Origin of the sequence: Butyrivibrio sp., assembly GCF_017635265.1 — a bacterium.
GTDB lineage: Bacteria > Bacillota > Clostridia > Lachnospirales > Lachnospiraceae > Butyrivibrio.
Genome location: NZ_JAGBLU010000025.1, coordinates 1 through 25733, shown reverse-complemented (window position 1 = coordinate 25733; position 25733 = coordinate 1). Strand labels below are relative to the sequence as shown.

Annotated in this window: 32 protein-coding genes; 2 read left to right on the top strand and 30 right to left on the bottom strand. The window is 38.2% G+C overall.

All coding sequences use genetic code 11. The features are described 5' to 3' along the window. Positions 1-9 precede the first annotated feature (9 nt). On the bottom strand, positions 10-516 hold the full coding sequence (locus J6O61_RS03225; RefSeq protein ID WP_292209532.1) for an acyl-CoA thioesterase: 507 nt from the start codon (positions 514-516) through the stop codon (positions 10-12). A 141-nt stretch (positions 517-657) separates the two neighbouring features. On the opposite strand from J6O61_RS03225, the gene J6O61_RS03220 reads away from it, so the two are divergent. Then, positions 658-1680: a glycosyltransferase family 2 protein gene (locus J6O61_RS03220; protein ID WP_292209529.1), complete on the top strand. Its 1023-nt coding sequence runs from the start codon at positions 658-660 to the stop codon at positions 1678-1680. A gap of 62 nt (positions 1681-1742) precedes the next feature. On the opposite strand, the gene J6O61_RS03215 is transcribed toward J6O61_RS03220, so the two are convergent. The 27 genes from J6O61_RS03215 to J6O61_RS03085 form a co-directional block, all read right to left on the bottom strand. Beyond that, complete coding sequence (locus tag J6O61_RS03215) at positions 1743-3110, bottom strand: sodium-dependent transporter (protein WP_292209526.1); 1368 nt, start codon at positions 3108-3110, stop codon at positions 1743-1745. Between the two features lie 89 nt (positions 3111-3199). Next, entirely contained in the window at positions 3200-5029 is a 1830-nt protein-coding gene (locus J6O61_RS03210; protein WP_292209524.1) for an acyltransferase family protein, read from the bottom strand. Positions 5030-5057: 28 nt separating this feature from the next. Next, on the bottom strand, positions 5058-5345 hold the full coding sequence (locus tag J6O61_RS03205) for a M15 family metallopeptidase (RefSeq protein ID WP_292209522.1): 288 nt from the start codon (positions 5343-5345) through the stop codon (positions 5058-5060). A 45-nt stretch (positions 5346-5390) separates the two neighbouring features. Next, a complete protein-coding gene (locus J6O61_RS03200; protein ID WP_292209520.1) occupies positions 5391-5936 on the bottom strand; it encodes a hypothetical protein in 546 nt (181 codons plus the stop codon). Positions 5937-5983: 47 nt separating this feature from the next. Continuing rightward, on the bottom strand, positions 5984-6436 hold the full coding sequence (locus J6O61_RS03195) for a PaaI family thioesterase (RefSeq protein WP_292209517.1): 453 nt from the start codon (positions 6434-6436) through the stop codon (positions 5984-5986). 88 nt (positions 6437-6524) lie between these two features. Then, positions 6525-7427, bottom strand: coding sequence for a phosphatase PAP2 family protein (locus J6O61_RS03190; RefSeq protein WP_292209514.1), 903 nt, complete (start codon positions 7425-7427; stop codon positions 6525-6527). Between the two features lie 154 nt (positions 7428-7581). Next, positions 7582-8748 (bottom strand): NUDIX domain-containing protein, encoded by a 1167-nt coding sequence (locus tag J6O61_RS03185; RefSeq protein WP_292209511.1) that lies wholly within the window; start codon positions 8746-8748, stop codon positions 7582-7584. Next, positions 8702-8983 (bottom strand): hypothetical protein, encoded by a 282-nt coding sequence (locus J6O61_RS03180; RefSeq protein WP_292209509.1) that lies wholly within the window; start codon positions 8981-8983, stop codon positions 8702-8704. Before J6O61_RS03180 ends, J6O61_RS03185 begins: the two co-directional genes overlap by 47 nt. Positions 8984-8994: 11 nt before the next feature. Continuing rightward, positions 8995-9663, bottom strand: coding sequence for a P-II family nitrogen regulator (locus J6O61_RS03175; RefSeq protein WP_292209507.1), 669 nt, complete (start codon positions 9661-9663; stop codon positions 8995-8997). Beyond that, positions 9663-11186, bottom strand: coding sequence for a DUF1538 domain-containing protein (locus tag J6O61_RS03170; RefSeq protein WP_292209504.1), 1524 nt, complete (start codon positions 11184-11186; stop codon positions 9663-9665). Before J6O61_RS03170 ends, J6O61_RS03175 begins: the two co-directional genes overlap by 1 nt. 66 nt (positions 11187-11252) lie before the next feature. After that, positions 11253-11459, bottom strand: coding sequence for a hypothetical protein (locus J6O61_RS03165; RefSeq protein WP_292209501.1), 207 nt, complete (start codon positions 11457-11459; stop codon positions 11253-11255). Positions 11460-11482: 23 nt separating this feature from the next. Continuing rightward, positions 11483-11626 carry a hypothetical protein gene (locus J6O61_RS03160; RefSeq protein ID WP_177201656.1) on the bottom strand — a complete coding sequence of 48 codons (144 nt, stop codon included), beginning with the start codon at positions 11624-11626 and terminating at the stop codon, positions 11483-11485. After that, the gene (locus tag J6O61_RS03155) at positions 11623-11772 is read right to left on the bottom strand and encodes a hypothetical protein (RefSeq protein WP_292209497.1); all 150 of its coding nucleotides are present in this window, start codon (positions 11770-11772) and stop codon (positions 11623-11625) included. Before J6O61_RS03155 ends, J6O61_RS03160 begins: the two co-directional genes overlap by 4 nt. Before the next feature lie 66 nt (positions 11773-11838). Then, complete coding sequence (locus J6O61_RS03150; RefSeq protein WP_292209494.1) at positions 11839-12267, bottom strand: hypothetical protein; 429 nt, start codon at positions 12265-12267, stop codon at positions 11839-11841. Between the two features lie 20 nt (positions 12268-12287). After that, positions 12288-13028 carry a hypothetical protein gene (locus tag J6O61_RS03145; protein ID WP_292209491.1) on the bottom strand — a complete coding sequence of 247 codons (741 nt, stop codon included), beginning with the start codon at positions 13026-13028 and terminating at the stop codon, positions 12288-12290. Positions 13029-13122: 94 nt separating this feature from the next. Further along, positions 13123-13590, bottom strand: a complete 468-nt coding sequence (locus J6O61_RS03140) for an HIT family protein (protein ID WP_292209488.1) — start codon at positions 13588-13590, stop codon at positions 13123-13125. Between the two features lie 73 nt (positions 13591-13663). Then, positions 13664-14263, bottom strand: coding sequence for a GNAT family N-acetyltransferase (locus J6O61_RS03135; protein ID WP_292209485.1), 600 nt, complete (start codon positions 14261-14263; stop codon positions 13664-13666). 32 nt (positions 14264-14295) lie between these two features. After that, the gene (locus J6O61_RS03130) at positions 14296-15054 is read right to left on the bottom strand and encodes a class I SAM-dependent methyltransferase (protein ID WP_292209481.1); all 759 of its coding nucleotides are present in this window, start codon (positions 15052-15054) and stop codon (positions 14296-14298) included. Between the two features lie 201 nt (positions 15055-15255). After that, complete coding sequence (locus J6O61_RS03125; RefSeq protein ID WP_292144991.1) at positions 15256-15720, bottom strand: DUF4869 domain-containing protein; 465 nt, start codon at positions 15718-15720, stop codon at positions 15256-15258. A gap of 4 nt (positions 15721-15724) precedes the next feature. After that, positions 15725-16744: a translation initiation factor 2 gene (locus tag J6O61_RS03120; protein ID WP_292209478.1), complete on the bottom strand. Its 1020-nt coding sequence runs from the start codon at positions 16742-16744 to the stop codon at positions 15725-15727. 276 nt (positions 16745-17020) lie between these two features. Beyond that, positions 17021-17770, bottom strand: coding sequence for a hypothetical protein (locus J6O61_RS03115; RefSeq protein WP_292209476.1), 750 nt, complete (start codon positions 17768-17770; stop codon positions 17021-17023). Next, a complete protein-coding gene (locus J6O61_RS03110; RefSeq protein WP_292209473.1) occupies positions 17763-18257 on the bottom strand; it encodes an HIT family protein in 495 nt (164 codons plus the stop codon). The genes J6O61_RS03115 and J6O61_RS03110 overlap by 8 nt, the downstream gene beginning before the upstream one ends. A 114-nt stretch (positions 18258-18371) precedes the next feature. Beyond that, entirely contained in the window at positions 18372-19562 is a 1191-nt protein-coding gene (locus tag J6O61_RS03105; protein WP_292209470.1) for a MerR family transcriptional regulator, read from the bottom strand. A gap of 113 nt (positions 19563-19675) precedes the next feature. After that, a complete protein-coding gene (locus J6O61_RS03100; protein WP_292209468.1) occupies positions 19676-20155 on the bottom strand; it encodes a DNA-deoxyinosine glycosylase in 480 nt (159 codons plus the stop codon). A 223-nt stretch (positions 20156-20378) separates the two neighbouring features. Continuing rightward, entirely contained in the window at positions 20379-20582 is a 204-nt protein-coding gene (locus J6O61_RS03095) for a hypothetical protein (RefSeq protein WP_292209465.1), read from the bottom strand. 32 nt (positions 20583-20614) lie between these two features. After that, entirely contained in the window at positions 20615-22552 is a 1938-nt protein-coding gene (locus J6O61_RS03090; RefSeq protein WP_292209463.1) for a hypothetical protein, read from the bottom strand. Positions 22553-22612: 60 nt separating this feature from the next. Then, positions 22613-23452 carry a DUF6273 domain-containing protein gene (locus J6O61_RS03085; RefSeq protein WP_330613714.1) on the bottom strand — a complete coding sequence of 280 codons (840 nt, stop codon included), beginning with the start codon at positions 23450-23452 and terminating at the stop codon, positions 22613-22615. Positions 23453-24137: 685 nt separating this feature from the next. Between J6O61_RS03085 and J6O61_RS03080 the strand changes: the two genes are divergently transcribed. Further along, positions 24138-24302, top strand: coding sequence for a helix-turn-helix domain-containing protein (locus J6O61_RS03080; RefSeq protein ID WP_330613713.1), 165 nt, complete (start codon positions 24138-24140; stop codon positions 24300-24302). A gap of 153 nt (positions 24303-24455) precedes the next feature. Here J6O61_RS03080 and J6O61_RS19685 read toward each other — a convergent pair whose 3' ends face one another. Further along, positions 24456-24590, bottom strand: coding sequence for a hypothetical protein (locus J6O61_RS19685; RefSeq protein WP_442861691.1), 135 nt, complete (start codon positions 24588-24590; stop codon positions 24456-24458). 29 nt (positions 24591-24619) lie between these two features. Next, positions 24620-25516, bottom strand: a complete 897-nt coding sequence (locus tag J6O61_RS03075; RefSeq protein WP_292209459.1) for an ATP-binding protein — start codon at positions 25514-25516, stop codon at positions 24620-24622. Positions 25517-25733: the final 217 nt, after the last annotated feature.

Here is a 25733-nt window from a genome sequence, read left to right as displayed (position 1 = left end):
TATGATAATTTAGAAGCCTTCCATACGGCGCTGTTTGCGAAGTTCACGTCTCTTTACAGCACCTTCCCACTCTGCCTTCTCACTTTCAGTCTTTACATTGAGTCCGTAAGGCACTATACATGGCGTTCCATCATCATCAATGCATACTTCGGTAAGATAAGCTCTGTTAAGAACATGCCTCATTCCTGTCTTTACATCCTCAACGTATGTATCAACCCTGACTTCCATTGAAGTTCTTCCAACGTAAGTGATCTTGCCTATCATTACAAGAACATCCCCAAGAACGGCGCCCTGTTTGAACTGCATGTTATCAATCGCCGCAGTAGCTATCGGATTACCTGAATGCCTTACTGCCACTGTTCCGGCAACCTCATCGATCCAGCTCATAAGTTTACCGCCAAAGAGCCTGTCCTCTGCATTTATATCATCATACTTAACAACCTTAGTCCATTCTGTAACAGAATCCTCAACATTTTTGTTTGCAATCTGTTTGTCAACATGAAAGACCTTTCCCATAGCCTCACCTCCAAAAAGAGATTTTTTATACCTATAATTTTAACCTAAAATGCATATAAAGGCTATCATTATCATAATTACTCTTTGTTAAAAAAAGTCGGTATGATAATATAAACTAAGAATAATCCCAGGAGCATTTTAATGGCAAAAATAAGTTTTATCATTCCGGTATATAACACTGCAAAATACCTTGATCAGTGCATGCAGTCTGTTTTAGGCCAGACTTTTTCAGATATTGAAGTAATTCTCGTTGACGATGGTTCTACTGACAATGTGAGTCCCGCCATGTGTGATGAATACACAAAAAAAGATTCCCGTGTCAGAGTTATCCATAAAACCAACGGTGGTCTCATGTCAGCCTGGATAGAAGGTACGAAAGCAGCCACGGCCGATTACCTTTCATATGTCGATAGTGATGACTGGATAGACCTTTGTCTGGCAAAAGAATTGATGTCACATACCAATCCGTCTTTTTCCGATTCAGAAATCATATCCAGCAATTATATAGTAGAAAAGGCCGGAGAACGCCGCAAAGAAACACAGTCTCTTGCCCCCGGTGAATACACAGGAAATAATCTTAAACAGCTTCATTCACATCTTCTTGGAGATGAAGTTCGTCCTGTTATAATGTCAAGATGCATGAAGCTTATTTCCAGAAAGCTATTGATATCAAATATAAAATATTGTAATACCGACATCTCCATGAGTGAAGATGTGAATATAATGCTTCCATGCCTTTTGGACTGCAAGCGTCTTGTGGTTGTAGAAGACGGTTACTACTATCACTACAGACTTGTAAAAAGTTCAATAGCACATTCCTATAGTCCAAAGCTCCTTTCAAATTTGGAGCTGACCGATAAAACTTTTAGAAATATTATTGCAGCAAAAGATATTCCAAATTATGAGCAGCAAATGGATCGGGAGTTTGTTATGATGCTCCTTATTATCTTGAAAAACGTATTACGAACTTCGGATATGAGCACATCCAAGGGTGTACGGTCAATTTTTTTCAGACCGGATGTAAGAGAAAAAGTGATGTCCACAAAAGTAGACATCACCTCCAAATCCAACAAACTACTATATACATGCATTAAGCATCCCAACACGCTTACGGTCAGCATATGCAAATTCATCATCAACATGTATGACAGAAAGACAAACTGATCATTATTATTTCACATAAAAATTGCGACATAAATCACCTGTTTATGTCGCAATAATTTTTATCACATACTGATAATTCCAAACACATTAAGTACAGCACTTACCAGAATAATAACAACGAATACCGGACATAGGAATCTGATCATAAAAGAGAAGATTCTTTTTCTTTTGAAAGGATGTCCCTCCTGCTCAACTTCTTCTTCAAGTTTTTTTATCCCCATATACCTTGTTACGAGAATACAGATTGCAAAGGCTGCAATCGGCATCATAACTGAGTTTGTAAGGAAATCAAAGAAATCAAGAAACTGCATTCCGATTATAGTCACGCTGCTAAGCGGTCCATTTCCAAGGGAAGATAAACTTCCAAGTACCAACATGACAATTATCATTATCACGCTTCCTTTTTTCCTGCTCCACTTAAACTCATCGGAAAATGTGGAAACTGCGCTTTCTGTAAGCGCTATGGCGCTTGTTGCTGCCGCAAAAAGTACAAGCGCAAAGAAAAGTATCCCTATGATCTTACCAAAACCCATGCCGGCAAAAATCTGCGGCATAGTTATGAACATAAGCGAAGGACCTGCTTTTAACATGCTCTCATCACCATGGTGAAAAGAAAATACTGCCGGTATTATCATAAGGCTGGCAAGAATTGCTATTGCAGTATCAAAAATCTCAACCTGCCTGGTTGAACCTTCAATGCTGACTTCTTTTTTTATGTATGAGCCGAATGTAATAAGGATTCCCATAGCAATTGACAAAGAATAAAACATCTGTCCCATGGCTGTAACAATGGTCATAAGAGAAAAGTTCTCAAAGTTGGGAACAAAGAGATACTTTACTCCTTCTAAAGCACCGGGTCTTGTAACTGAATACACACTGATAATAACAGCAAGCACTACCAGAACAGGCATAACCATTTTGGATACACGCTCTATTCCGCCCTCAACTCCCATAAAGATTACTATCATAACAAGAGCAGAAAAAACTATAAACCAAAATTCTGAGGCTATACCATCAGTTATAAAATCGGTAAAAAAAGTATCACTTGCTATTACATTCGCATCATTCCTGATGTATTCAAAAAGATATTTGCATACCCAACCGCCAATTACCGAATAATAAGGAACTATCAGAATAGGGATTATTGCATTGATCCATCCGCCAAGCTCCATCAGCTTATTGTTACTGATACTCTTAAATGCTCCAACAGGGCTTTTTCCTGTATGTCTTCCAATTGCTGTCTCTGCAATGATCATGGTATATCCGAATGTAAGTGCCAGAATAATATAAACAATAAGGAAAATTCCTCCGCCGTACTTGGCGCAAAGATAAGGAAATCTCCAAATGTTGCCCAGACCTACCGACGCCCCGGCAGCTGATAATACAAAACCTATTTTTCCTGAAAATGAACCTCTATGTTCGTGTTTCAAATTACAAAATCTCCTTCTTATTACATAAAAGCATAAAAGTCATTATACACTACCAACTGCTATACAGCCAAGTGTCTGCTTTTAAACTTCTATGGAATTTCAATGCAGATCACAGGTCTTATGGCTCCGCCCGGTTTATTTACAGCCTTTTCATCAATAACAACCGTTCCGTCAACAGTCACAATAGGAGCCGTAATACATCCTGTACTATTCACTCCTCTAAGCCACCACCATGATGACCTGTAGCCTTTCATATCCCAGTTATTGGCCTTACTCGGAGTATTAATATTAACTCCGTTTCGTACAGCTGTATCAGTTATTGCAATTTCCCTTGCCGCATCACAATCAAAGTATTCCAGTGCTTCCAGAGGAGTTAAAAGAGATAACAAATCTCCATCACTATTTACTATAAGACTTTTTTCATTATCACTAAAAATTCCGGTAAATTTCTCGGAATTAATAAGCTTTCGTATGTCAGATTCTTCCCATGTAATCTCTTTGTGATGCTGATAATAGTAACTCCCCGCTATACCATACTCGGATAAAAGAAACATCTTATTGCCTTGTTTTTTTAATACAATCCAGGTCAGTCTTTCCTTGCCGAGGTTGTGAGGATCCGTATCAAAGCGTCCAAACTTAAGAACATCTCCCTCTTTTGCGTTTTGAAGATCTATTAGTTCTTCATTAAATTCTTTTGCAATAACAATTGAATGCATTACTGTTATAACAATTGCTGACAGAAATACAAAAGCACAGGTTATTGCCAGCCCAATTCCAAGTTTTCGCCTGGTATTTTCTCGATTCTTTTGGAAAATCTTTGCTTCAAGTGTATCGCCAGCTATCCTATTTCCAGATAAGAGTTTCTGCGTTTTTTTGACTATATAATTTATCGCCGGTGAAATAATGGCTGATATTCCTATACTGACACCAATTATGATCACATACCTGAAAAAATCCCCAACTACGATGTCATGCAACAGGTCATTTACTACATAACCATGTACCAGAAACAAAGGCAGCAATATACTTCCCAAATAATCAAGCGCTTTACTTTTTATTGTAATACTCATATTAAGCAGCAAAACAAAGGTAGTAAAAATAACGCACGCAATCATCTGTACCAAAAGAGTTATCGCGGCGTACCCGGCTCCGTTGTGCACCCAATCCCTATAATAACCATAGTTATCAAGCGTATAAATACAGGTTATGATCATTATTATAGTTAAAATTCCCATAATAATGGTCATTCTGCCATATGCTGATTTTAGAATACTTTCTATTTTCTCTCTGAATCTTGCATATAACAGCCCATAACAAAAGCAAATTGTAGAATTGTACCACCATTCTCCCCTAAACCAGTGAACTTTTGCATCTATAGGATCATGCCCCTGAAAAAAGCTATACCCCATAAGAAGAAATGTTGCAGCACACAATATTCCAAGCGCCAGATCCTTATTCTTAACAAGCAAAAAAGCACAATAAAACAATAAATACAAAATAACAATTTCAACCACAAACCAGCCATTGCTATTTACAAGAATCGCTCCAAAAACTTTCTGTAAAGCTCCGCAAAAGCTCAGCACCTCTTTTTCATAAAAAATCTGTACAACAACTATAATGAGATTAATAAACCAAAATGGCAAAAGAACTGCTGTAAGTCTTTTAGGCAAAAAATTGTCAAGATAATTCTCTTTTGAACGATAGCTGTATAAAAGACCATAACCGGAAAAAAAGAAAAACAGACCTGTAAACAGAAATCCTATGTAATTAAATACAGTAATCGGGCCCTTTGGATGACTTCCATAAGAAGTTATCTGTTGAGTCACGTGGTGCACCATAATTCCAATACATGCCAAAGCCTGAATCTGCTTACTCTGACTAAGACTTAAATAATTTTCAGAAAACTCCCCTTTTTTCACTTTTCCCCCACAAAAATGTTTTATCTTGTCATATACTTCTGTTTTGAAATGTAAAGTATGTATAGTGATAAGGTTCATCCTTAAGTGTATAATGCCACCACTCTTCCCTTAACGGAACAAATCCACTGTCAATCATTACATTTTTAAGATATAGCCTGTTATTCAACTGCTCCTTCGTAAGATTATCGTAATCGGAATGGCTTATATCTCCGAAAAAATCAAAGCTTCCACCCATATCAAGTTCATTGTCATTAAATATGAGACCAATGATCACACCAAAAGCTGTTGCTATCAGTGTCCTGATTCCAATGTCCACATTTTTTCTTTTAAATCTGTAGGCGTATTTTTATCAATTTCCTTATTATTCATCTCTTTGAATCTTATCTTTTAAAGTCTCAAATATGATCTTTGCAGCCAGGTTGGAGCCGGCTGGTGACGCGTGTCTTCTGTCCTCAAAGTACATATCAACATCAGGATGCTTATGAATCTCTTCCCACCATTTTTCACCAACAGGAGCTACCAGACATTTGTGTTTTTCTGCCAGTTTCCTATATCTGGAAGACATCTCAGGCTGAAACTCCTCATTGTTTTCTTCAGTCCAAGTCATGTAATAACATGGTATTGCCTTTGTCTGCCTGATCCATGCCATGATCTTATCTGCAGCTTCTTCCATTACTCTAAATTCCCCCATTGGATGAGCAACATGCTGTAATATGACAAAATCATAATCGCCAAAAAGGATGTTGAACCTTGTCTGCTCATTTTCAGCATGATAATCCAGTCCCATGCCACCCTTCGTCAGCATGGTCACCTGCATATCGATTCCATTTTCAGCACAGATATCCTTGAATATCTTTGGCATGTCATTGTAATAAGTGTGACTGTTTCCAATAAAAAGTGTTCTCATGTTTTTTATCTCCAACTTTTTTGCTTTTTTTCAGGACCACTTCTGATCTAAAATCTTAAGTTATCCCCCAGCACCGGAACTTTACTTGCAAAGAAAGAAAACTCGCCACTATCCAAAAGATTTCCTTCGTCATCAGTAACCCTTATATCAAATACAAGGATATGCTTTCCGGTCTTAAGTTTCATGCATTCACAGTATATATATTCAGTGTTTACTGCCGGTAAAAGAAAATTAAGATTAGCAGAAACAGTTGTGACATAGTATCCGCTCATACTTCCGGTAGCACCTGCCATGGCATCCACGAAGGACAGAAGTGCCCCTCCATGTATACTTCCATAGGTATTGTTCAATCTCGAATCACACTTGACTCTTGATTTACTATATGTCGGGCTTAGTTCCAAAACCTCAAATCCAATAAACTTGTTATATTCATTTGAATACAACTCTGAAATCATCTTCTCTCTTATTGCGTTTTCTTTTTCCGTACGTGCTTTTCTCATTACTTGCTCCAATATTTATTATTTGTATAATTTCTTTTTCAAAAGTGTGTTTTTTTCTTAATGTTTTCTATTAACTCCATATCTGCCGTCAGCCGCTTGACTTTTCACTCGCGGATAGAAATGCTTCACTTACGACGACATAAATAAAATATGTAATCAAAGTTCCAAAGCATACATCAGATAAAAAATGATTAGTCATGTGGATACGGTTATAACCATAAATCAGCACATAAAGACAAGCGACAATAAAGCAGATAAGATTCTTACTGTTGCTTCTTTTTTTCATTACATCCGCAAGCATCGGAAGTGAAAACATCATACTTGCAATAGTCATATTTCCACTGGGCCAAGATTTGAAATTGTCATCACTACCGGCAAGGTTTGGAATCATTTGCCACCAGTTGCGAAACTGGCTTATCGGATTGTCTAATGTGATCAGGTATTTATAACGAGGTCTTGAAGCAACCTGCTTGAGCCACGAGTTCACATTGTCTGCAGTTATACCGGCGATAAGTATTGCTGCTCCAACGGCAATTAGTCTGTCAGGGTTTCTGTCATCCAACAGACGTATCATCACAAATGGTATCCAGGAATACAACACAACCCAGAACCCCCAGCTTACAACTGATAATATTGGGGAGGACTGTCCGGCAGAATATCCAAACAACTGGCGAACATTTTTGCCGTTATAACTGTTAGAATAATACACTGCCATAAACAAACTCAACGCCAGCAAAGTATATGCCAGTACACGGTAACGATCTCCCTTCTTCTTGAGCCCCACAAATAAACATGACCCGGCTGCGGGATACAAACAATATGAAAAGTATGATCCGTAAGTAGCAAAGAAAGCACCAAGCTCAGTTTTATTGGCAATTGCCTCACTGATACCAAAATCATAAAATGATCCGACGATTATCCCAAGAAAGCAAGTGGCTATGACACTCCAAAAACATACAGTGGGAACCGCCATGATTTTTTTCTTTTTCATTTTCCATCTCCTTCAGCTCTGTCTCTTTATAATTTTACCTTACACTCACCAGTAATTGCGCAATTATTTCAAAATCTCCTTTTTTGAAAAATAAATATAGCAAACACTTTCTTTATTCAGTTGTTTGGGAATTGATTATTTTAGACCATCCTAATCATGAATAAAGGTCATGATACTCTTTAAGTGCAACATATTCACGTCTGTATAGCCCAAAAACTGCTATATCCGTGGCATGGTAATCCTCATATTTTCCAAATATTTCTATTGCCTCCTGAAGAGGTACCCATGCATTTGTGTATCCTGCAAGCCTTTCCGCTTCTGTAAGATGTTGAACTCCGGTATCTTCTACAAACTCACAAATAAAGTAATGATTGATATGCCTCCATACATCAAAGAGCTCTTCAATATCAAGATATCCTGATATGACCTTTGTCCTGTACCCGGTCTCCTCAAGCATCTCTCGCTCGCAGCACTCGGTGTAGCCCTCATGTCCTTCTACGCCTCCGCCCGGGATTATGTATAAGCCACTCTTTGGCCGATGGCACAGAAGAACTCTTCCGTCCCTTACAAATATTCCTCTGCATGCATGGCGAAGTTTCTCTACACGTCCAAGATAATCATCATTTATAAGCTGTACCAAAGCCGGAGCGTCGCTGCAAAACTCTTTTATCTGCCCGCAGATTCTGTCCGGAACATCGCTCACAAACTTTAGGATCATATCCGACTGATAGTATTTATGGCTGGAAACATCAATAGGTTCAGGAAGATTGTACTGCACGTCTATGAGATGTCTTTTCATCCGGGTCATACAGGCAGCCTTTACATAGTCCTCAAAGTCCCCTTCTTTTGAATCTTCCAGAAGTCGCATTATCTCATCTGCGTCATCCATGTTCTGATAGAGCCACCTGTCTATTCTGTTTGCTTCAGGGTAATACTCTTCCTTGAATACGTCATAAGTCATTGGCGGAATCATTTCTTTTTGCAGAGCACGCCAGATCAGCAGATCGTTCCAGTAATCCGTTAGGCAATGCACCGCTATTCCTATATAGAAAGCCTTTCGAATATTGTCATTTTCTTTTACCACATATTTGTTCCAAAAGGCTTTGATATTTATGATCCAATTATCGTAGTTCTGCGTATCTCCCCATGGTCCGCAGTTTTCGAAGAGGTGTGAATGGATTTTCCTGGGCAGATACTCTTCATCAAAATGCACCGAATCCGGAGCTACCGAGCCGAGTATATATTCCTCTTTTCCCTCATCTATCCCCAATCTGTCAATTAATCTGTACGCAACTTCCATGTGCGTAATCTGTCCCGCCATACCAACTTCTCCTCTCAACCAAAAATGCGGTATATCTATTATGCATTTCAGTAAATGCTGTTTTGAAAACTAAGTAATCTGTAGCGGCTTTAGCCCCACCATTTTTCTTAACAATATCTATAACTTCGCCAATCTCTCCCACCATCCGGAGAAGCTTATTCTTCCCTGTCTCTGATCCAATAGGTTCCCATTTGTCTTTATATTTCTCCTGAAGAAGTTTCTGCATTAACTTCATAACTTGTTTATTCAGTCCTCCAGCATTCTTATTCCTGCAATTTCTGTTATAGGGAGTGAAAAACAAATCGCCCCTGCTGGTGTTGTTGGTCCCACTTTTTCAGCTATAGATTTCATGATTGTGGTCTTTTTGGTGCATGTTTCTGCTATAAGCATTACCTCTTTTTCTTCTGCAAGGGAAACTCCAAAAAACTTGTTTGCAAGCTTGGCTCCCGTTCCTTTGGCATGAATAACGGTTCCACCACCGGCACCGGCATCTCTTGCGACATCCATCACATCATCTGTATATCCGCTATTAGCAACAACTACTATAAGTTCATGCTTAAATTCCATCTTAGGCACCTCCTTGTCAGGTTTTCTTTCATTTGCGATATATGACAGTGTTTTCCCTCCGCCGACGCTTTTAAGCGGAACAGACATCATGACTCCATTTCCGGGAATATCTATCATCAACTCTCTTTTTGCCTTAGAAAAAAAGTCATGAGTTTCGCCGCCGGATATCACACCTGCAATAAGAGCTTTTTGTGTATTATCAAGTCCTAGAATCCTGAGTTGTTTTTGTGTGGCTGTTCCTCTCCCAAGCATGGTAATAACCGGAATTATATTGTTTTTTTCATAAAACTTCATGACATCGTATAGCTCTATTCTGTCCAATATTGTGATCATCAGTCCAATGTCCATCACTCCACCTCCCAAAGCTCAATTATGTCAGTATCAGAGTATTGCTCCTGTGAAAGCTCTGCATCACGCTTTCCTGAGTATACAAATCGAAGTCCCATGATCTGAACAGTGATAAGAGGCATCATCGCAACAAGTGCTACTGTTCCAAATGCATCTGTTAATATATTTCCCCCAACAGCCTTGCATACGCCAATAGCAAAAGGGAGCATAAATGTAGCCGACATTGGTCCTGATGCCACGCCTCCGGAGTCAAAAGCTATGGCCGTAAATATTGAAGGAACAAAAAATGACATAATAAGTGCAATAAGATACCCTGGCACAACAAGCCATAGGATGCTTATCCCGGTCAGAACCCTGATCATAGACAGAGCCATGGCAAAAGATATAGCCACCTGCAAGCTTCGAAGCATTTCATTGCTTGTAACTGCCCCTGCACTTATTTCCTCTACCTGCTTGGTAAGTGTATGCACTGCCGGTTCTGCAGAGACAACAAACCAGCCTATCATAGCATATATTGGTATCAGTAAATACCTTGTCCATCCACCTGCAAGTGTCTGACCAAGAATAAGTCCAAGAGAAGAAAATCCTACATTTACTCCCATGAGAAAAATCACAAGTCCTACATATGTAAAAAGCATTCCCACCAGAATTCTCTCGACCGATTCCCGGTTAAGATGAAAGGCCATTTTCTGAAACACTAAAAAAATAATCAATATAGGCAAAAGGGAAACTGACACTTCTTTTACATAAGTCGGAAGGGATTTTATATATGCAAATCCAAGTTCTACAGTATCTGAATAGCTTCTGGCAATATCAGAAGCTATTTCAGTAGATTCACTTGGATAAAAAAATCCCAATATCAGAACTGACAAGATAGGACCTATAGAACATAATGCAACAAGACCAAAACTGTCTGATTCGGCATTTTTATCACTTCTTATTGCAGCAACTCCAACTCCCAACGCAATGATAAAAGGAGCTGTCATGGGTCCTGTGGTAACACCGCCCGAATCAAAAGCGACACTAATATAGTCCGGATCAGCAGCAAAAGCAAGTACAAAGACAGCAGCATAAAAAATCCATAATAAAATCCGTAGCTGTATTCCAAATAAAATCCTAAGCATGCACAGTACCAAAAACAGTCCAACGCCAATTGATACGGTGAGTACAAGTACAAAGGAATTTATATGTGCCACATTTCCCGACAGAACCTGAAGATCAGGCTCTGCCATGGTAATGAGTACTCCTATAATAAAGCTGACAGTGATAATCAATCTCAGCTTTCTGGATTTTGTAAGGACACTCCCGAGGTGATTTCCAATAACAACCATCGAATTATCAGATCCATACATAAAAAGTCCCAGACCAATTATCAAAAGTATGCTCCCAACCATAAATGACAGCATGACATCAGTTGCTATTGGTGCGGCCAAAAATGCAAGTAGAGCTACAATAATAATGATCGGCATAGCCGAACTTACAGCTTCCTTTATCTTCTCGCGAAATAGTTTCTTTTTTAACATAATAATCTCCGTTTTGCCACAAAAAGTTCTTAAGCATCCACTACATTGTCTTTTATCGTACACTTGTCATCTGCAAATGGCATATCCAATATAAACCAAGTATATCAGGACCAATGAGCATCCTTCAATTCTGTTTATCCTATTAGATGTTCTCGAATACATAAGCGCTAAAAGGCTTGTAAAAATCAAAACAACCAGGTCAACTACAGATGCTACATTGACTGATATTGGATGAACTGCACCTGACCCCAGGATAAATACATCTTTTATCATTTTTTTCTCCATCATTCATAATATTATAGAATCTTCTCCCCGAATTTAATCTTTCTATAAATCTTATATATGATTGTTACCGGAAGTGATACTACAACATATAATGTAGAAAAACCGCCAAAGATGACCATAAAAATAATGAATATGTATGTTATAAAGTTGTTCATTTTCTATCCTCCGAATCTTTCTTATCATTTTTTTCCTTTGTTTCGCCTTCATCATAATCCGGCGCATTATGCTCAGCTATAACCACCCAAATAATAGCACCGACCATCAGGACCGTGCATATCACAACAATCGCATCTGCAACCATTTCTAAATCTCCTTTTTCAAATTAAATATGGCAAATACTTTTTTATTCAGTTGTTTTGGGAATTAATTATTTTAGACCATCCTGCTCATGAATATAGAGCATGATGTTGTTCCTTGAACAAATGACACTTGTCCAAGGAAAGATTGAAGGTAGATTGCACTTAAAAAAAGTGCCTATAGACAGAAAGAAGCATAGAATCAGTGTCAGAATGACAATTCTCTTGTTTGATGAACTTCTTTCAAGTTTTTTAATTACTTCGCCAAGAATGCTAACATCCTTTATCTCTGCTGCTGACAGTATATGCGTGATGTTATAGTTTACATAAGAGTTTGCATTCAATGGTCTGGATGTCTGAGACTCTTCAGCAGCTGCGCCATAGCCAAACCAATCTGATAATTCCAGGCTTTCATGGGCATCAAAAAAAATACCACCTACTACAATGGTAAACAATATAAGAAGCAATATTGAGTTTTTAGCAAATGCTCTAAGCTTCATCTAAAACTCTCTCATGTATTTCAAACTTCTTCCAATATATTAGCAAAAAAAGAAAGAGGCTGCAAACTCAGATAAACTCTAAGATTACAGCCAATCTCATTACTGCCGGCGACCGGGGGCGAACTTTTAGTAGTCTCGCGAAACTGCAGAGAAGGACGGTCCTTGACTTTGTGATATGTGCTGACTTCATCGATTTTCAGCATATCGCCCCATGGGGCAATATATAGTTTACCAAGCTGATATTTTCCGACTTCTTTGTATACTCTCGTTGTATAGCAGTATCCCAATTTGCTTAAATAGTTCTGCACTGATTCATACTCGTGCTCAGGAAATGTCATTTTTTCAAACATATTGTTAAAATTCTTTATCGTAGGAATATGGATTAGCACCGCTCTTCCCTGATACTTTTCAAGTAAGTACCAATATGCCTCATTACAAAGGTACTGAGTTGGAGTTTTCGATATGGTACTTCTTATACCATTTGCTGCCAGACGTTCCGAAATAGTCTTTAGATCAATAACGCTTAAAAGCCTGCTCCTGTCTTTTTCTGCACATTGCTCTATACGAAATGAGTCAGTCAAATTCTTATCCACTCCAAAGAAATATACCACATCATAATCTGCCGGAAGCAGATCAATATCTTTCTTAAGCCCGGTAAAAGAATTAGTCAGTAAAATATTATAATGCGATAATGCTTTAACCAACATAGATGATGAATTATTCCGACCTTTAAAGCCTATATACGCTTCTCTTATTGTCATATATGCCCCCTATGATAGACTTTGTTCACATGCAGTATAGCGTCATCAATCATCTCATTCCCTACAAGATCGGAATAGTTTAGATAATCTTTAATCATATCAACAGCTTATCCAGTTCGCAAAGAAGCTTTGCCTTCATATCCTCAAGTTCATTGCTACTTGGCCTATTTTCGTCAGAATACATCTTCTCGCGCGGATACCACCAAACGGGACCCTTGCCGTTATTGCCATACTTCTCTATATCACCGACTCTTCTCGGAAACAGATGCCAGTGAATATGTGCCCCTCCTTCACCATTTCCAAGGCATTCGTAGTTCATTTTTCCTGCCCCAAAAGCCTTTTTTACAGCTTCAGCAACAAGTGTCATTTCACATAAATGCTTTGCTCTTGTCTTCTCATCCAAATCAAATAACTCAACAACATGGTCCTTATAAAGAAAAAGAGTATACCCCTTAAAATGCTGATAATCCCCCATTACTACATATCCAGTCTCAAGCTCTTTTACAAGAAATGGGTTCTTTCCCTCTTTAGTCTCCTTAATCCGTTCACATACACCACACATTGTAGTCTCTTTGCCCTTCCATAATCAACATTTTCAAGTCTTTTGTGATTTTATCTGGCATATTAGCTTATGCCTAGTTCCCTATTTTTTTCCTTGCAATGATTCGATTTCCGATATATTTATTTTGAAAGCCTCTTTTGATATACATGGAATCCGTTCCACCACAATTCCTTGCGTCAAATGCTCCATCAGATGGATAGCCTTCGATATAATCAAAGCCATTTTCTTCTGCATAACCGCAGGCATATTCTAATAGTGAGTCTGCTATTCCCATTCCCCTCATATCAGGGGCAACGATATAGCATACTATAGCTAACACCTTGGAATCAGAATCTATCCCATCCCAACTTTCAGGATCATTATCTTTGCTGTGTCTAAAGTAGTTTTCTTTTAAATCCGCATTGCAGAAACCAACGATCTCTCCTTCAGAAACTGCCACAAATCCATTTAATTTCCCATTTTTGACCAATTCATATGCATAGTTTCTTTTGCAGAAAGGTCGTTCATTTTCCGGAAGTGCACTTCTTTCTGCTTCCTTCCGCTCTGTCCAATGATGCCAAACACAATAGCAACCTCTTTGCTCGTTGCCATCTGAAAACGCTCTATTATCAAAATATGCTACATATTGCTCTGCCATATCAGGTGTCAATTTGTGTACACTAATACTATTCATATATCTCTATTCCTCCATGCCCCTGCCCCTTATCAGCAACACTTAATTCCAATCGCCGTAAACTCACCTGGCAGCCTTTCATCTTCCCAAGAAGGGTGCTCATCAAACTGTTTTAAAGAAAAACCATTTCTTAGCATAGAGTTTATGATTTCGCTAATCGTGTATTTCCTATAACTGCATTTAGGCATGCTTTTTCTTATTTCTTCATCGTAAAATCTGGCATGTGCCATTTCACCCTCAAATATATCAGTAGAGAAATAGCTCCCCGTGGGCTGTTCCAGCTTTAAACTATCATAGATTTTTGTAAAAGGATGAAAATCACTGCAGATTATCTTTCCGCCTGGCTTAAGAATAGCATTCATCATTTTCATAAACTCATCTATATCGTGAAAATAGTGAAGTATTCCTCCCTCCATAAAAACTACATCAAAGTATTCAGCATACCTACCAAGGTCTATGTCAAGCACATCCCCAACTTCAAAAGAAATCTCAGTATTTGCAGCAGCAGCTACTTCCATCGCATACTTTTTGTTATCTTCAGAAATGTCAAAAATAGTGACATCTGCCCCAAGAAGTGCCAGCGGAATTGCTTTCTTTCCGCAAGAGCCACAGATATTTGCCACCTTAATACCTTCAAAGGAATCAAAATATACGGCATATTTTTTGAGCATTCCTATTGGATCCGCTATATCCTTCTGTGCTCTTTCTTGTGGTGTTCCGCTTGTCCTAACCCAAAAGTCGTAGGCATTATACTCCCATGCTTTCTTATGCTGCTCACTGTAATCCCGCATCGACAGTCCTCCCATATATAGCTATTCTTTGAATATTAGAAAATACCTATATATCTTAGCATAACCATTGGGTTTCTCCCATAAAATAGCTATATTTGAGAACATCTCCGCAATAATTAAATATCATCTTAAATCGTTAGTAAAACAAAAAGCTTCAAACCCAGATAAATTCTAAGTTTAAAGCTAATTGAATTACTCGACTCACTTTGTCACTTGCTGAAGAAGTCCATTATCTATGACCTCATCATCAAGCTCTTCAAGATTATTGACTATTTTATTTGTGTTAACAACATGAATTTGAAAAGGACCTTTTCCAAAATTCATAAGGTACCCCAGTCTAATTGTTACATCCTTGTTCTCGCCTATTTTTAAAAGCCATTTGGCACAATTATCCCCACAAGCAGAAGCATTATATATATGCTCATTATCATTTGCGATAAGGATAAGTGTCTTCACACCACCAGAAAGTTTTTCTGGCGGAATAGCTCCTAAAAAAGGGCTTTGAACAAGATGCGGCCCAATTATTTCTGATTGATCAACATCTTTTACCATTTCCTTTGTAAACTCATCCTCAAGCCATGCATCTTCACTTTGATGATTAAAAAAAGTATCAGGATCAAAAATATAATTATCTTTTTCTATCTCTCCATAAATAATATTTAGCATTCTCTTACACCTCAATTTGTTCCGGTAACTGCGCCCTAATTTTTTCTAAGTTACCCTCAGTCAAATATGCTTCATTAATCCTTGCTTTGTTATAATGAAGAACAGTATCCTTTGTTCTTTCAATCAGGTAGGCTGTATAAAACCTCTCCCAGCTTGGATAATATCTACTGTCAGCATAATCATATGTATTCTCAAGAACATTCTCGTCCACCTCAACTATTCCTGAATTCAGTAATAAATACTCAAATGATTCCGGCGCATATAAAACACACTTATTATTGCAGTTAGCAGCTTTTCTGCTAAACAACTGCATTTCGGAACCAAAAGCTGCCCCATCAACAATCACAAGCAAATCTTTTCCTGAATTCTTATACTCTGAAATCATAGCTGTAATTTTGCTCTTTCCCTCAGCGGATCTGCACTCGCACTCAAAAACATGTGAAAAACACTCATTCCCTGAATTGGAATCTTCTGTGATAACCGTATCCGGCTTTATCTCTTTACTATCGTGAAGATTGTAAATATTGTATAACTCGTTGTATGTCTTCTTAGGTTCAATATATTTCTGCGACTCTTTATTGATCCGCATTCCGTATATTTCTTCTATGCTATAAGGCAATTGGGGAAGAGCATCTCGACATATGATTACAAAATAATTATCTGATTCGTTCACTATTCTTGCGAATTCATGTGTCTTGATAAAGCTGTTATTCTCATCTAAAAAGATAATGTATCCATGCATAGCCTGTAAAATCTGCAATTGCATATCATTTTGAAATCTAAATGCCACACATTTTCTCTCACAAACTACTGTTACTCCTGAATTCTTCCCCAATTGACTATAGTCAAGCAGCATATCTATCAAAGTTGTCTTACCAGTTGCACTGTTCCCCTGTATTATCGTTATATTTCTTTTCACGATAAGGTGGTAATGTACTTTGTTGTCATAGATTTTTATATCGTACTTTCCAACCAAAATTTTATCCTTCCTATCCCATAATTTATTCATCCACTTATCAACCATATAGTGGATTTCATTATTCTGACTGCATGCTCCCTTATCAAATACTATATCAAAAAAGAGAACCGCTATCTACTCACGGCGTGTTAAAGATTCTAATACTCCCATTGTATCTCCAAAAAAATAAAGACCTTGTATTTGGCTACAGTAAGAGAGAAGCATCACTGCTTCTCTCTTACTGCCGGCGACCGGGGACGAACTTTTAGTGGTTTCGCAAAGCCGCAGAGAAAGGGAACTTCGCCGGTAAAGATAAAGACAAGTAATAATCCGTTTCATCTTTTACAATTCACCCATAATGATTTTCAAAAGATCCACTACACCAATATCTTGTCCGGATTCATATTTCTCAAGTTCAGCCATATCATCTTTTCCAAAAGAAATCAGTCTATCAACCTCATTACTGCCTGTCTCCTTCTTAAAGGAATCAAAGGCATGTTGAATTGTTTTTGAATCAAGGTTTGAATAAAAAACAAATGGAAAGCCATACTTATTGTCATTAGTAACAAGATACGATTTGCCTATATCAGTAACGCTATCCCTGATTTCCTTTCCAACCTCTTCTTCAAGCTCTCGAAATGCTGTCACTAAAGGTGATAACTTGTTATTATCTGTACTGCCATCCTCACGTATGGCGCCACCAATAAACCTGTCAGAAGGGTCCATAACTCCACCTATTCCCTGAATCTTTCCTACAAACTCTGACCCTACGCCATTTAAAGAAACAAATAGCTTTTTGTCATATGAGACTAATATGCAACCGGCATACATACTTCTACATGCATACTCTCCAAGATCCTTGATCTCACTGTATTTGTAATGAGCATAATCAGAAGGCTCACAGGTTATCGTGACTATGCCGTCATCATTTTCCATATTGATTACAGAATATAACGCCCCATTAAACATCCCCGGATACTTTGCTGTAAGTTCATTCCAGTAAACTTGTACTCTTTCTTCAATATCCTTAGGAAGCTCTCTTGCTGCAGTTTCTTTTATTTTTAGCTCTTTTATTGGAATGATTTTAGTCATATTTGTCTTCGCTTTCTATGTATTTCTTGATTTCTTCGGCAGTCCTTATCACGTTCTCAATATCCGCATCAGAAGCACTATCTTTGGCAAAAGCATTGATATCACGCAGATACTGCAAACCATATCCAAATTTTTCCAGCATCCACTCCTGATTAGGAAAAATCCATATATGAAAGTGCTTGGAGCGTTCTTCCTGAACCAATGTAACAGTTTCGGCAATTTTCAGATCCTTTATAGCTCTTTCTGCAATTGCTATTGTATTTCCTATCTCAGTTCTCTCGTCTACAGTTAATTCCGCAAAAGACTGAATGTGTCTTTTACTTGTAATTATTAGAAAACCGGGAATTGGAATCTCAGGATCTGCGGCAAGAATAATCGACTCCCCATCATAAATTATTCCCCCAGAAAGTTTCACCTCGCCACGCACAATTGCGCATCCTACGCACTCAGACTTAATTTCATTCCCTAATATATCTTTTCTGTTCATAGCTTCCCCTTTGCATATTTCTTTCACCTATAAGGATAAAGCATGCCCTTAGGGCAAGGTCAATACTCATAAAACTGTAATGCAAAAAGGATTGCCAAAATAGCAATGCCATCCTTAACCCTCTCTCTTATAACAATGATAAAATGTGCTATCCATATCTACAGTAACAGAGCCATCTTTCAGCAACACAGTTTCAAAGTATTTTTCTATAGCACCCCTGTTATCCTCAAGATATTTTCCGCCCTCGGGGTATTTCATTTGCACTCTGTCAAAAAGAGCATCTGTGCTATCGAATACTAATGGCCCCGGAAGCGCTATCTTTTCTACTCTATCGAAGTTCTCTGATAAAAGCGCCTCAAACTCTGCGTCTGCCTGCCTTCTTTCTTGTCTCTTTTTAAGGGCAAAAGAAATATCTAAACCCGCTTCAGTTAAACAATTTTCCCAGAAATTGTATTCCTTCACTGCTTCCCCATAATGATTAACAGAAAACATACCACCTGGTGCCAGCACTTGCGCCACATTTTGGATAAAATAAGCATCATCATGCAGATAAGATAATAGATAATGTGCAATAATCTTATAATACTTCTTCTCTCTAATCTTTTCCCACGTCTCATCTTTTTCAAGATTACTGAAAAAGATCTGAATATCAGAGCCTTCCGGAAGCGTCTCTCGGTTATCCTCCAGATAATTGTAGAGATCATCAGCCCAATTTCCGTGAATGTCTACACCTAATACATTGAAGCCCTTGGGAATACGATCCCAGTTCTTTCTCCACAAAAGGCCGTAGCTGCAACCAAGATCAAGAACAGTATCATTTTCTTCAAATGATAAAGAATTAAAAATCTTTTCATACCACTCAATTCCGTCTGCAGCATGTTCCGCAGCATACCATCTGCGCTCATCCGCCCCCTGACTCATTTCCATTTTTCTTATAATGTCTGCAATATCGTCCCAGTCAGGATTTTCATCAAACCTTGCAAGCGCTGATTCTATGCACTTTGCAGCCTTTTGAAGTTCATATATTTTCTGATTCATCATTTCAAGCTGTTTCTCGAGGATTTCTCTTATAGAACTCTGTTCATCATTCTCAAGACTGCTCTTAATCTCTTCAAGACTAAGTCCAATATGCTTGAACGCAATAATCTTTTCAAGAATTATCAGTGAGCTTTTGTCATAGAGTTTGTAATTGCCCTCAGAAAGCCCAACAGGCTTAAGCAGCCCTTTTTCATCATATATACGAAGCGCCTTTGTTGATACTCCTGCCTGCTTTGCAATTTCTCCCGATGTCATTTTTTCCTTCATACTGACGCCCTCCTTTTTAGGTAAATGTAATTTTAGAAACTAAGTAATACAGCTGATTCGTACGTACTTCATCCTGTGATTACTTAATGGTAAAGGCTGCCCCAAGGGCAAGATCAATACTTTTTTATAATCTTCCAAGCACTCAGAAGCTTTTCCATATTCCAGGCAGCATTGGCGGGACTTGTAGATGGAAGACATATTGCAGGCCTTTTGATCACAGGCTCTGTATACTTTACATAATACTTAAGTGCTGTTTTACCATTGACATATATTGCCTTGATATCCGCTGTATTTAAAATAACGCTTAGATCGTTCGGTACTACATTAGTGATACTGGAATCCGATGATCCTACAATATCGCAAGACTTTATAACATCCCATAATGCAATCTTATTTCTTAACAAAAGAGCTTTCTTCTCCTCAATTGTCCCTGGCTCTTCCTCTTCGAATACTCCGGAAATCAACTTCCAAAATCTATTCTGCTTATGTCCGTAGAAGAACCCTTCTTCTCTAGATTTTACAGACGGAAAACTTCCCAGAATAAGTATTTTTGAACTCTTATCATATATTGGTTCAATTGGATGTATAACCATAATTAAGTCTCCCCTTCCCCCATCCAACATATATGCACACTCTTTTATAGTACAAGATGGCAACAAAAAAGAGAAGCATCACTCACTGCTTCTCTCTTACTGCCGGCGACCGGGGTCGAACTTTTAGTAGTCTCGTAAAGCCGCAGAGAAAGGGGCTTCGCCGACCTCGCCTTTCTTTTGTACCAAATTTGTACCATTTTCGTGTGGTAAAGAAGGCTCACATTTACCGTATATAATCAAGTTTTATGAGCAGATTATCTCCATGCAAGTCTGTTACAGCATCAAATAAAAAGTCATACTCGCGCTCTATATCCCGAAGTTCTTCACACTCCTCAAAATGCACGTCCTCTTCTTTATTGACATCTACAACGGTTCCATCTTTTAACTTATAAATTAACCTTCCGCTTGCCCTCATGACCCAATTCACCTTTTACCTTTTCACCGGATTATCCCATTCTCTTATTCCATAACATATTCCTTATAACCGTGGGCTATATTACCAGACATTACATCCTCTGCGATCCTGTCAGCATTATTCTTTATTTTAAAACCTATATCATCAGAAGTACCAGTAAACATCACCATTCCGCCATTCATCACATATGTTTTACCAAACTGATTATCAACATAAATGGGATTTCCTTCGGCATCATACACCCATAAATATTTGGCCTTATGATAATTGGTATTCATCTGCTCCTCAGCAAGTATTATCGGAGTATCAGTCTTCCCCTTAAGATATACATCAAACGTCCCTACTCCATAAGCGGTAACAGAATGTGCTCCCAATCCATACTGTGTCTCATAACTTGAATAAATCATGCTGTAATTAAGATACTGAGCATAGGCATCAATCATAGCAACATATCTGTTGATTTCCTCGTCAGATTCATAACCAACTGTCGCAAAGCCGTCATCAAGTCCATTCTGCACAATCTGGAATTGATCCGCAAGATTCTTTTCCAGTTCTGAAGTAAAAGAGGAATCGTACTCCGACGTTATTATCTTCCATAGCATCGTAGCCGTTCTCAGATCTAATGCATATCCATAGGCATATCCAAGATAAGAATACAGCGCACCTCTTATATCATCATCAGGAATAATAGCCTGATTCAACACAAAGTCGTTGTCTTCAGCATAATATAGCTCATCCAAAAATCCTCTGGCCACGCACATTTTATAATATGAATCATCCAGTGAGCTTTCCAAAGTCTTGTAAAAAGATATCCTGTTCTCCTGAGCTGTTTTCTGATTGTTCTCAAGGTCACTATTAGCCATATTCCCCAAAAGGTCGCCAAAAAGTTTCCCTGATGCCATGCCGGATTGTTCAGTATATTTTTGTTCTTCCCTATATGCCTTCACATCATAGTTACAAGGAAGTCCCATAATGCTATCAGATACATATTTGAACAAAAAACCTCTATCCAGTTCTGTACTTTCATTCTGGTTACCATCTGACTTCATGAGTTTTGACAGGCCATATATAGCGCCAGATGTCTTTTCCCATTTCTCAACGCAGGATTCAATTTCTTCAATCTGCCCAAGTGCCGATGTTTTTCCACCTGCGCTTATTATTTCATCCTGCCGGCTGCTGATTCTTTTATAAACTCCTGCAACATATCTCAGTTCACCTGGTCCAAATTCTTCTTTACCTACTATAGAAAGAACCGCATCAACATCAGCCTTTTGCATGTCTATCATACCATTCAAAAGACCTACCGGAGTGTCGTCAACATTTATAAATTCATTTATCCAGTTGACAGTATCAAATGGAATCAGATCAAGATACTGTTCCGCTTCTCCTAACACAGCGCTCTTGGCCGCTGATGTGATATAGTCTTCAGTGCCATCAATGAGCGCAGAAGTTGTATCAGTGATAATATCATCAACACTCTTTTTCTCCCACAAAGAGTCAACTGCTGCCTTTGCCGCTTCAGAAAGTATTGGACCATCCACAGCATCATCAATAATTGCATCGGTTATCGCTTTTCGATAATCTGTCCCCGTCTCATTAGCAGAAGCATATTGAATATATGAAGCCTTCTCAAGATTTGTAAGAATTATTGTTCTTATCAGTTCTTCAGTCTCTTTTTGGGTAAGATAGAGTTCTTTAATTTTATACTCATAAGTAGTGTCATTTTCCTCTGCTTCTGTCGTATCATCTATGGCAGACACATTGGTATCATCATTACCAGAATCCAGTTTTTCTACGGTTATATCATAGATACTGCTGCTAGAATTTTGTGCTCCAGAGCCCATCTGTGAAGTCACTTCTATAGCACGAGTCGAATCTTCAGTAGAGTTTTCTATCCTGCTAGTTCCAGCAACAACATTATCAGCAACAGAATCAGTGCTGCATCCGCTTAGAACGCAGCACTGAAATACACATAAAATCAAAAAAAATTTGATATTATTTTTCAAATCATCCTCCATAGGAAACAGATCTTATCCAACTGCTCATGGGTTTGTATCTATCCATATGGCAGGTCTTATTCCGGCAGTTGTAACTATATATGGTGTAGGTTCATTATTATTTGAAGGAATAGAGAATGAACCGGTTGAAGTAGCTATTCCATCAAAAGAGTACAGTGACATCCAGTTAGCATCATGATCATTTCGATAAGGAAAAAGCAATCCAAAACAATGTCCATAGCCTTGGTACATTTTAGTTATGTCGCCTCGATTTGATGAAGGAAACATTACGCTCCGTGTAAGAACCATGATATCATCAATGCTTTTTACGTAATCATATTTTCCCATAACGTAAACCGGTTGGCTTGTATGGTACTGATCATGAATATTTCTTGCATATTCAGTCACTGGAACATTGTTTTTTGCCGGAATAAACTCCGAAAGATCACTCTCCGCATAGTGTCTAAACTCGGGATAACTTAACAAAAAAACATAATCATCAGATTTTAAGCCCCCATAAATATCATAATTCTGTGAAGAATACTCTTCCTCTGCATAGGTTTTTTCCGATTTGATGGATCTAACCCATGGGGTATATTCACCAGTACCAGAATAGCGCCACTGCCATCCAGTCCCTGTTCCTTTTGTATCCTCTGTGTCAACATTTGTCAGGATAATTGAGGCTTTCTCTTCATCTGTAAAAGCTGCATCATAAAAATGTGAATTCAACCATGTTCGCACTTTGGATTCTGCCCATGTAACGGGCTGTTCTTCTACGACATCAGTGAAATTACTACCATCATTGCCACCATAATAATCGCACATTTTAATGTAATCATCACCGTATTGGTAAATCTCATTTGAAGGGAGGAAATCAATAATCATTTTGCTGTATAGCAAAAGCTTTCCGTTATCGTTTTCTAATACAACCCATTCAATTGGTTCTGCCTCATATAAATCGTTATCCTGCTCATAATGACCAAACTCAATTATATCGTTTGGTTTAGCATCTGAGTATACCGAAAGCGGATTTTTAAGTGCTTTAATTTCAGCTAATTTATCAGTACTATCCTTATAATCACCAACTTCTGTAAACAGGCTCTCTGCCGAGTCATAGTCTCCTTTCTCAAAAGCGTCTAATGCTTCTAAATACTTGGAATATAACTTATCTTCCTCTGTTTCTTCCTCAATTTGTGAGGTTTCAGCAGCCGATGCTTCTTCTTTCTCTGGCTCTTCTTTAAATTCTTCTACTGATTCTTCTTAAGTAGCTTCCACTTTGGTTTGTTCAGCCTGCGAAGCTGCTTCCTGCCCACATCCAACAGAGGAAGCGACTACCATAACTGAAATTATTGTTGCCAGAACTCTCTTTTTCATAATTTTTTTTGCCTCCTTAAATTCTCAATCGTGAATTTTAAAATCGTCAAAATCCTAAATTGACAGGTTAATTGTATCATATCGTGAATATCTCCACAATGTTTCTAGTCACAATAAGATCTTATAATTTTTTTAAGGAACTAGGAAACGGAGGCTTGAAACAAATATAATCGACTATTCACCCATGTGGGAAACCATGAAAAAAAAGAATATCAGCCAATATTATCTGTTAAAAAACGGACTTGATAATAAGACTCTTGATAGTCTAAAGAAAGGCAAAAACATAACGCTCGTTACCTTGGAACGTCTTTGCCATTTGCTTGATTGTACACCTAATGATGTTATTAACTTTTATGACTAAAACTCAAGAAGAGCCGCTGCAACAAACGCAGAGACTCTTCATACATAAACAATATCAATAATACTTACTAAACCTGATTCTTGATTGCATTACCGCTTCCGTATTTAATGTTTCTTATTCACAAGTTTATAGTTGGACACAAAGTTATAAAGGCTAATCTTTATTTACCACCCAAATGCCATTATGACTTGTGCCGTTTCTTAAGAGCATTCCTTTTTTCTTCAATGAAGCAATATAGTATTTTACTAATGTTTCTTTCCAGCCTAATACTTCCGCAGTTCTCGCAATAGTAATTGTAGGTTCTTGATTAAGCAGTTCTAATAGTTGCTTTTCGTTCTCATTGTCATTACGCTTTCTTGATTTTTCAATTTGGTTAGTTGGTTAGTATCTAAACTATCTAAACTATCCAAACTTTCAAAGTAATCCGGCTGAATTGGTATCGTTACCCATAATACACGCCTGTCTTCGTCCGTTTCAAATGTTGCCCTGGGCGAACCATTTCTCTGCAATCCCTCTTGAATAGTCGGAATTCCGGTACTACGTCCCTCGGTAAGATCCAGCTCTTTTAAAAATTCTCCAAGTCGCCTGTTTCTGTACATTTTGCTCTTAAAGCGCTCTCCCTTTTCAATGGTGTCAAAGGAAATCGATCTGTCAATCCCAGGAAAGCTAGTGATTTTGATATGGTCAGGCTCAATTTCGATCTGAACAGGCTCATAACACATATAATCCCTGTGATAGAACGCATTTACAACAGCTTCTTCCAGTACCTCATAAGGATAGCTCATAAATCTGTTTGCTTCCATGCGGTCAGGTACCTTCTGAACATACTCTTCAATCACCATATCCTGTAGCTTTTCCATGGTCCTGTTTATAATCTGAGGAACGGTTCCTTTTATTGGCGGCACTTCAATAAAGTTTTTGGGATCCTTAATACTTCCATTTGGAAACCGGACTATTTCAACCTGCATGTAAGGAAAAAACTTATCTGCATGATCACAGAACATCATAAGAGCGACATTCTTTATTCTTTCATGCTCAGGTGGTCCGACAAGAAGTTCCATCTGATCAAGTATTTCTCTCGCCCCAAGCTTTGAAACTTGTTTTGCTAACTTGCTTCCAGTTTTCTTAAGATGCTCTTCCAAAAGAATAGTAGAAATGTCGTCAATTGTAGCTTTCTCATTCCCTTGTACATCAAAAGGCTCCCTTGCGGACATGTCTTCAAGAACGAGCCAATCTTTGATACGCAGATAGCAGAGATTAAGAAAAAGGACATCAAGTATATGTACGAGTGTTGGACCGGTCAGGGACTTATAACCAGAAAGGCCTTTGTGAATCGTAAATCAGCCTTAAATGGAGTTTTTATCTATGCAGCTGAAAATGAGTATATCCCATTCAACTTCATTCCATCTATAGGAACATCTGAACTTAAGT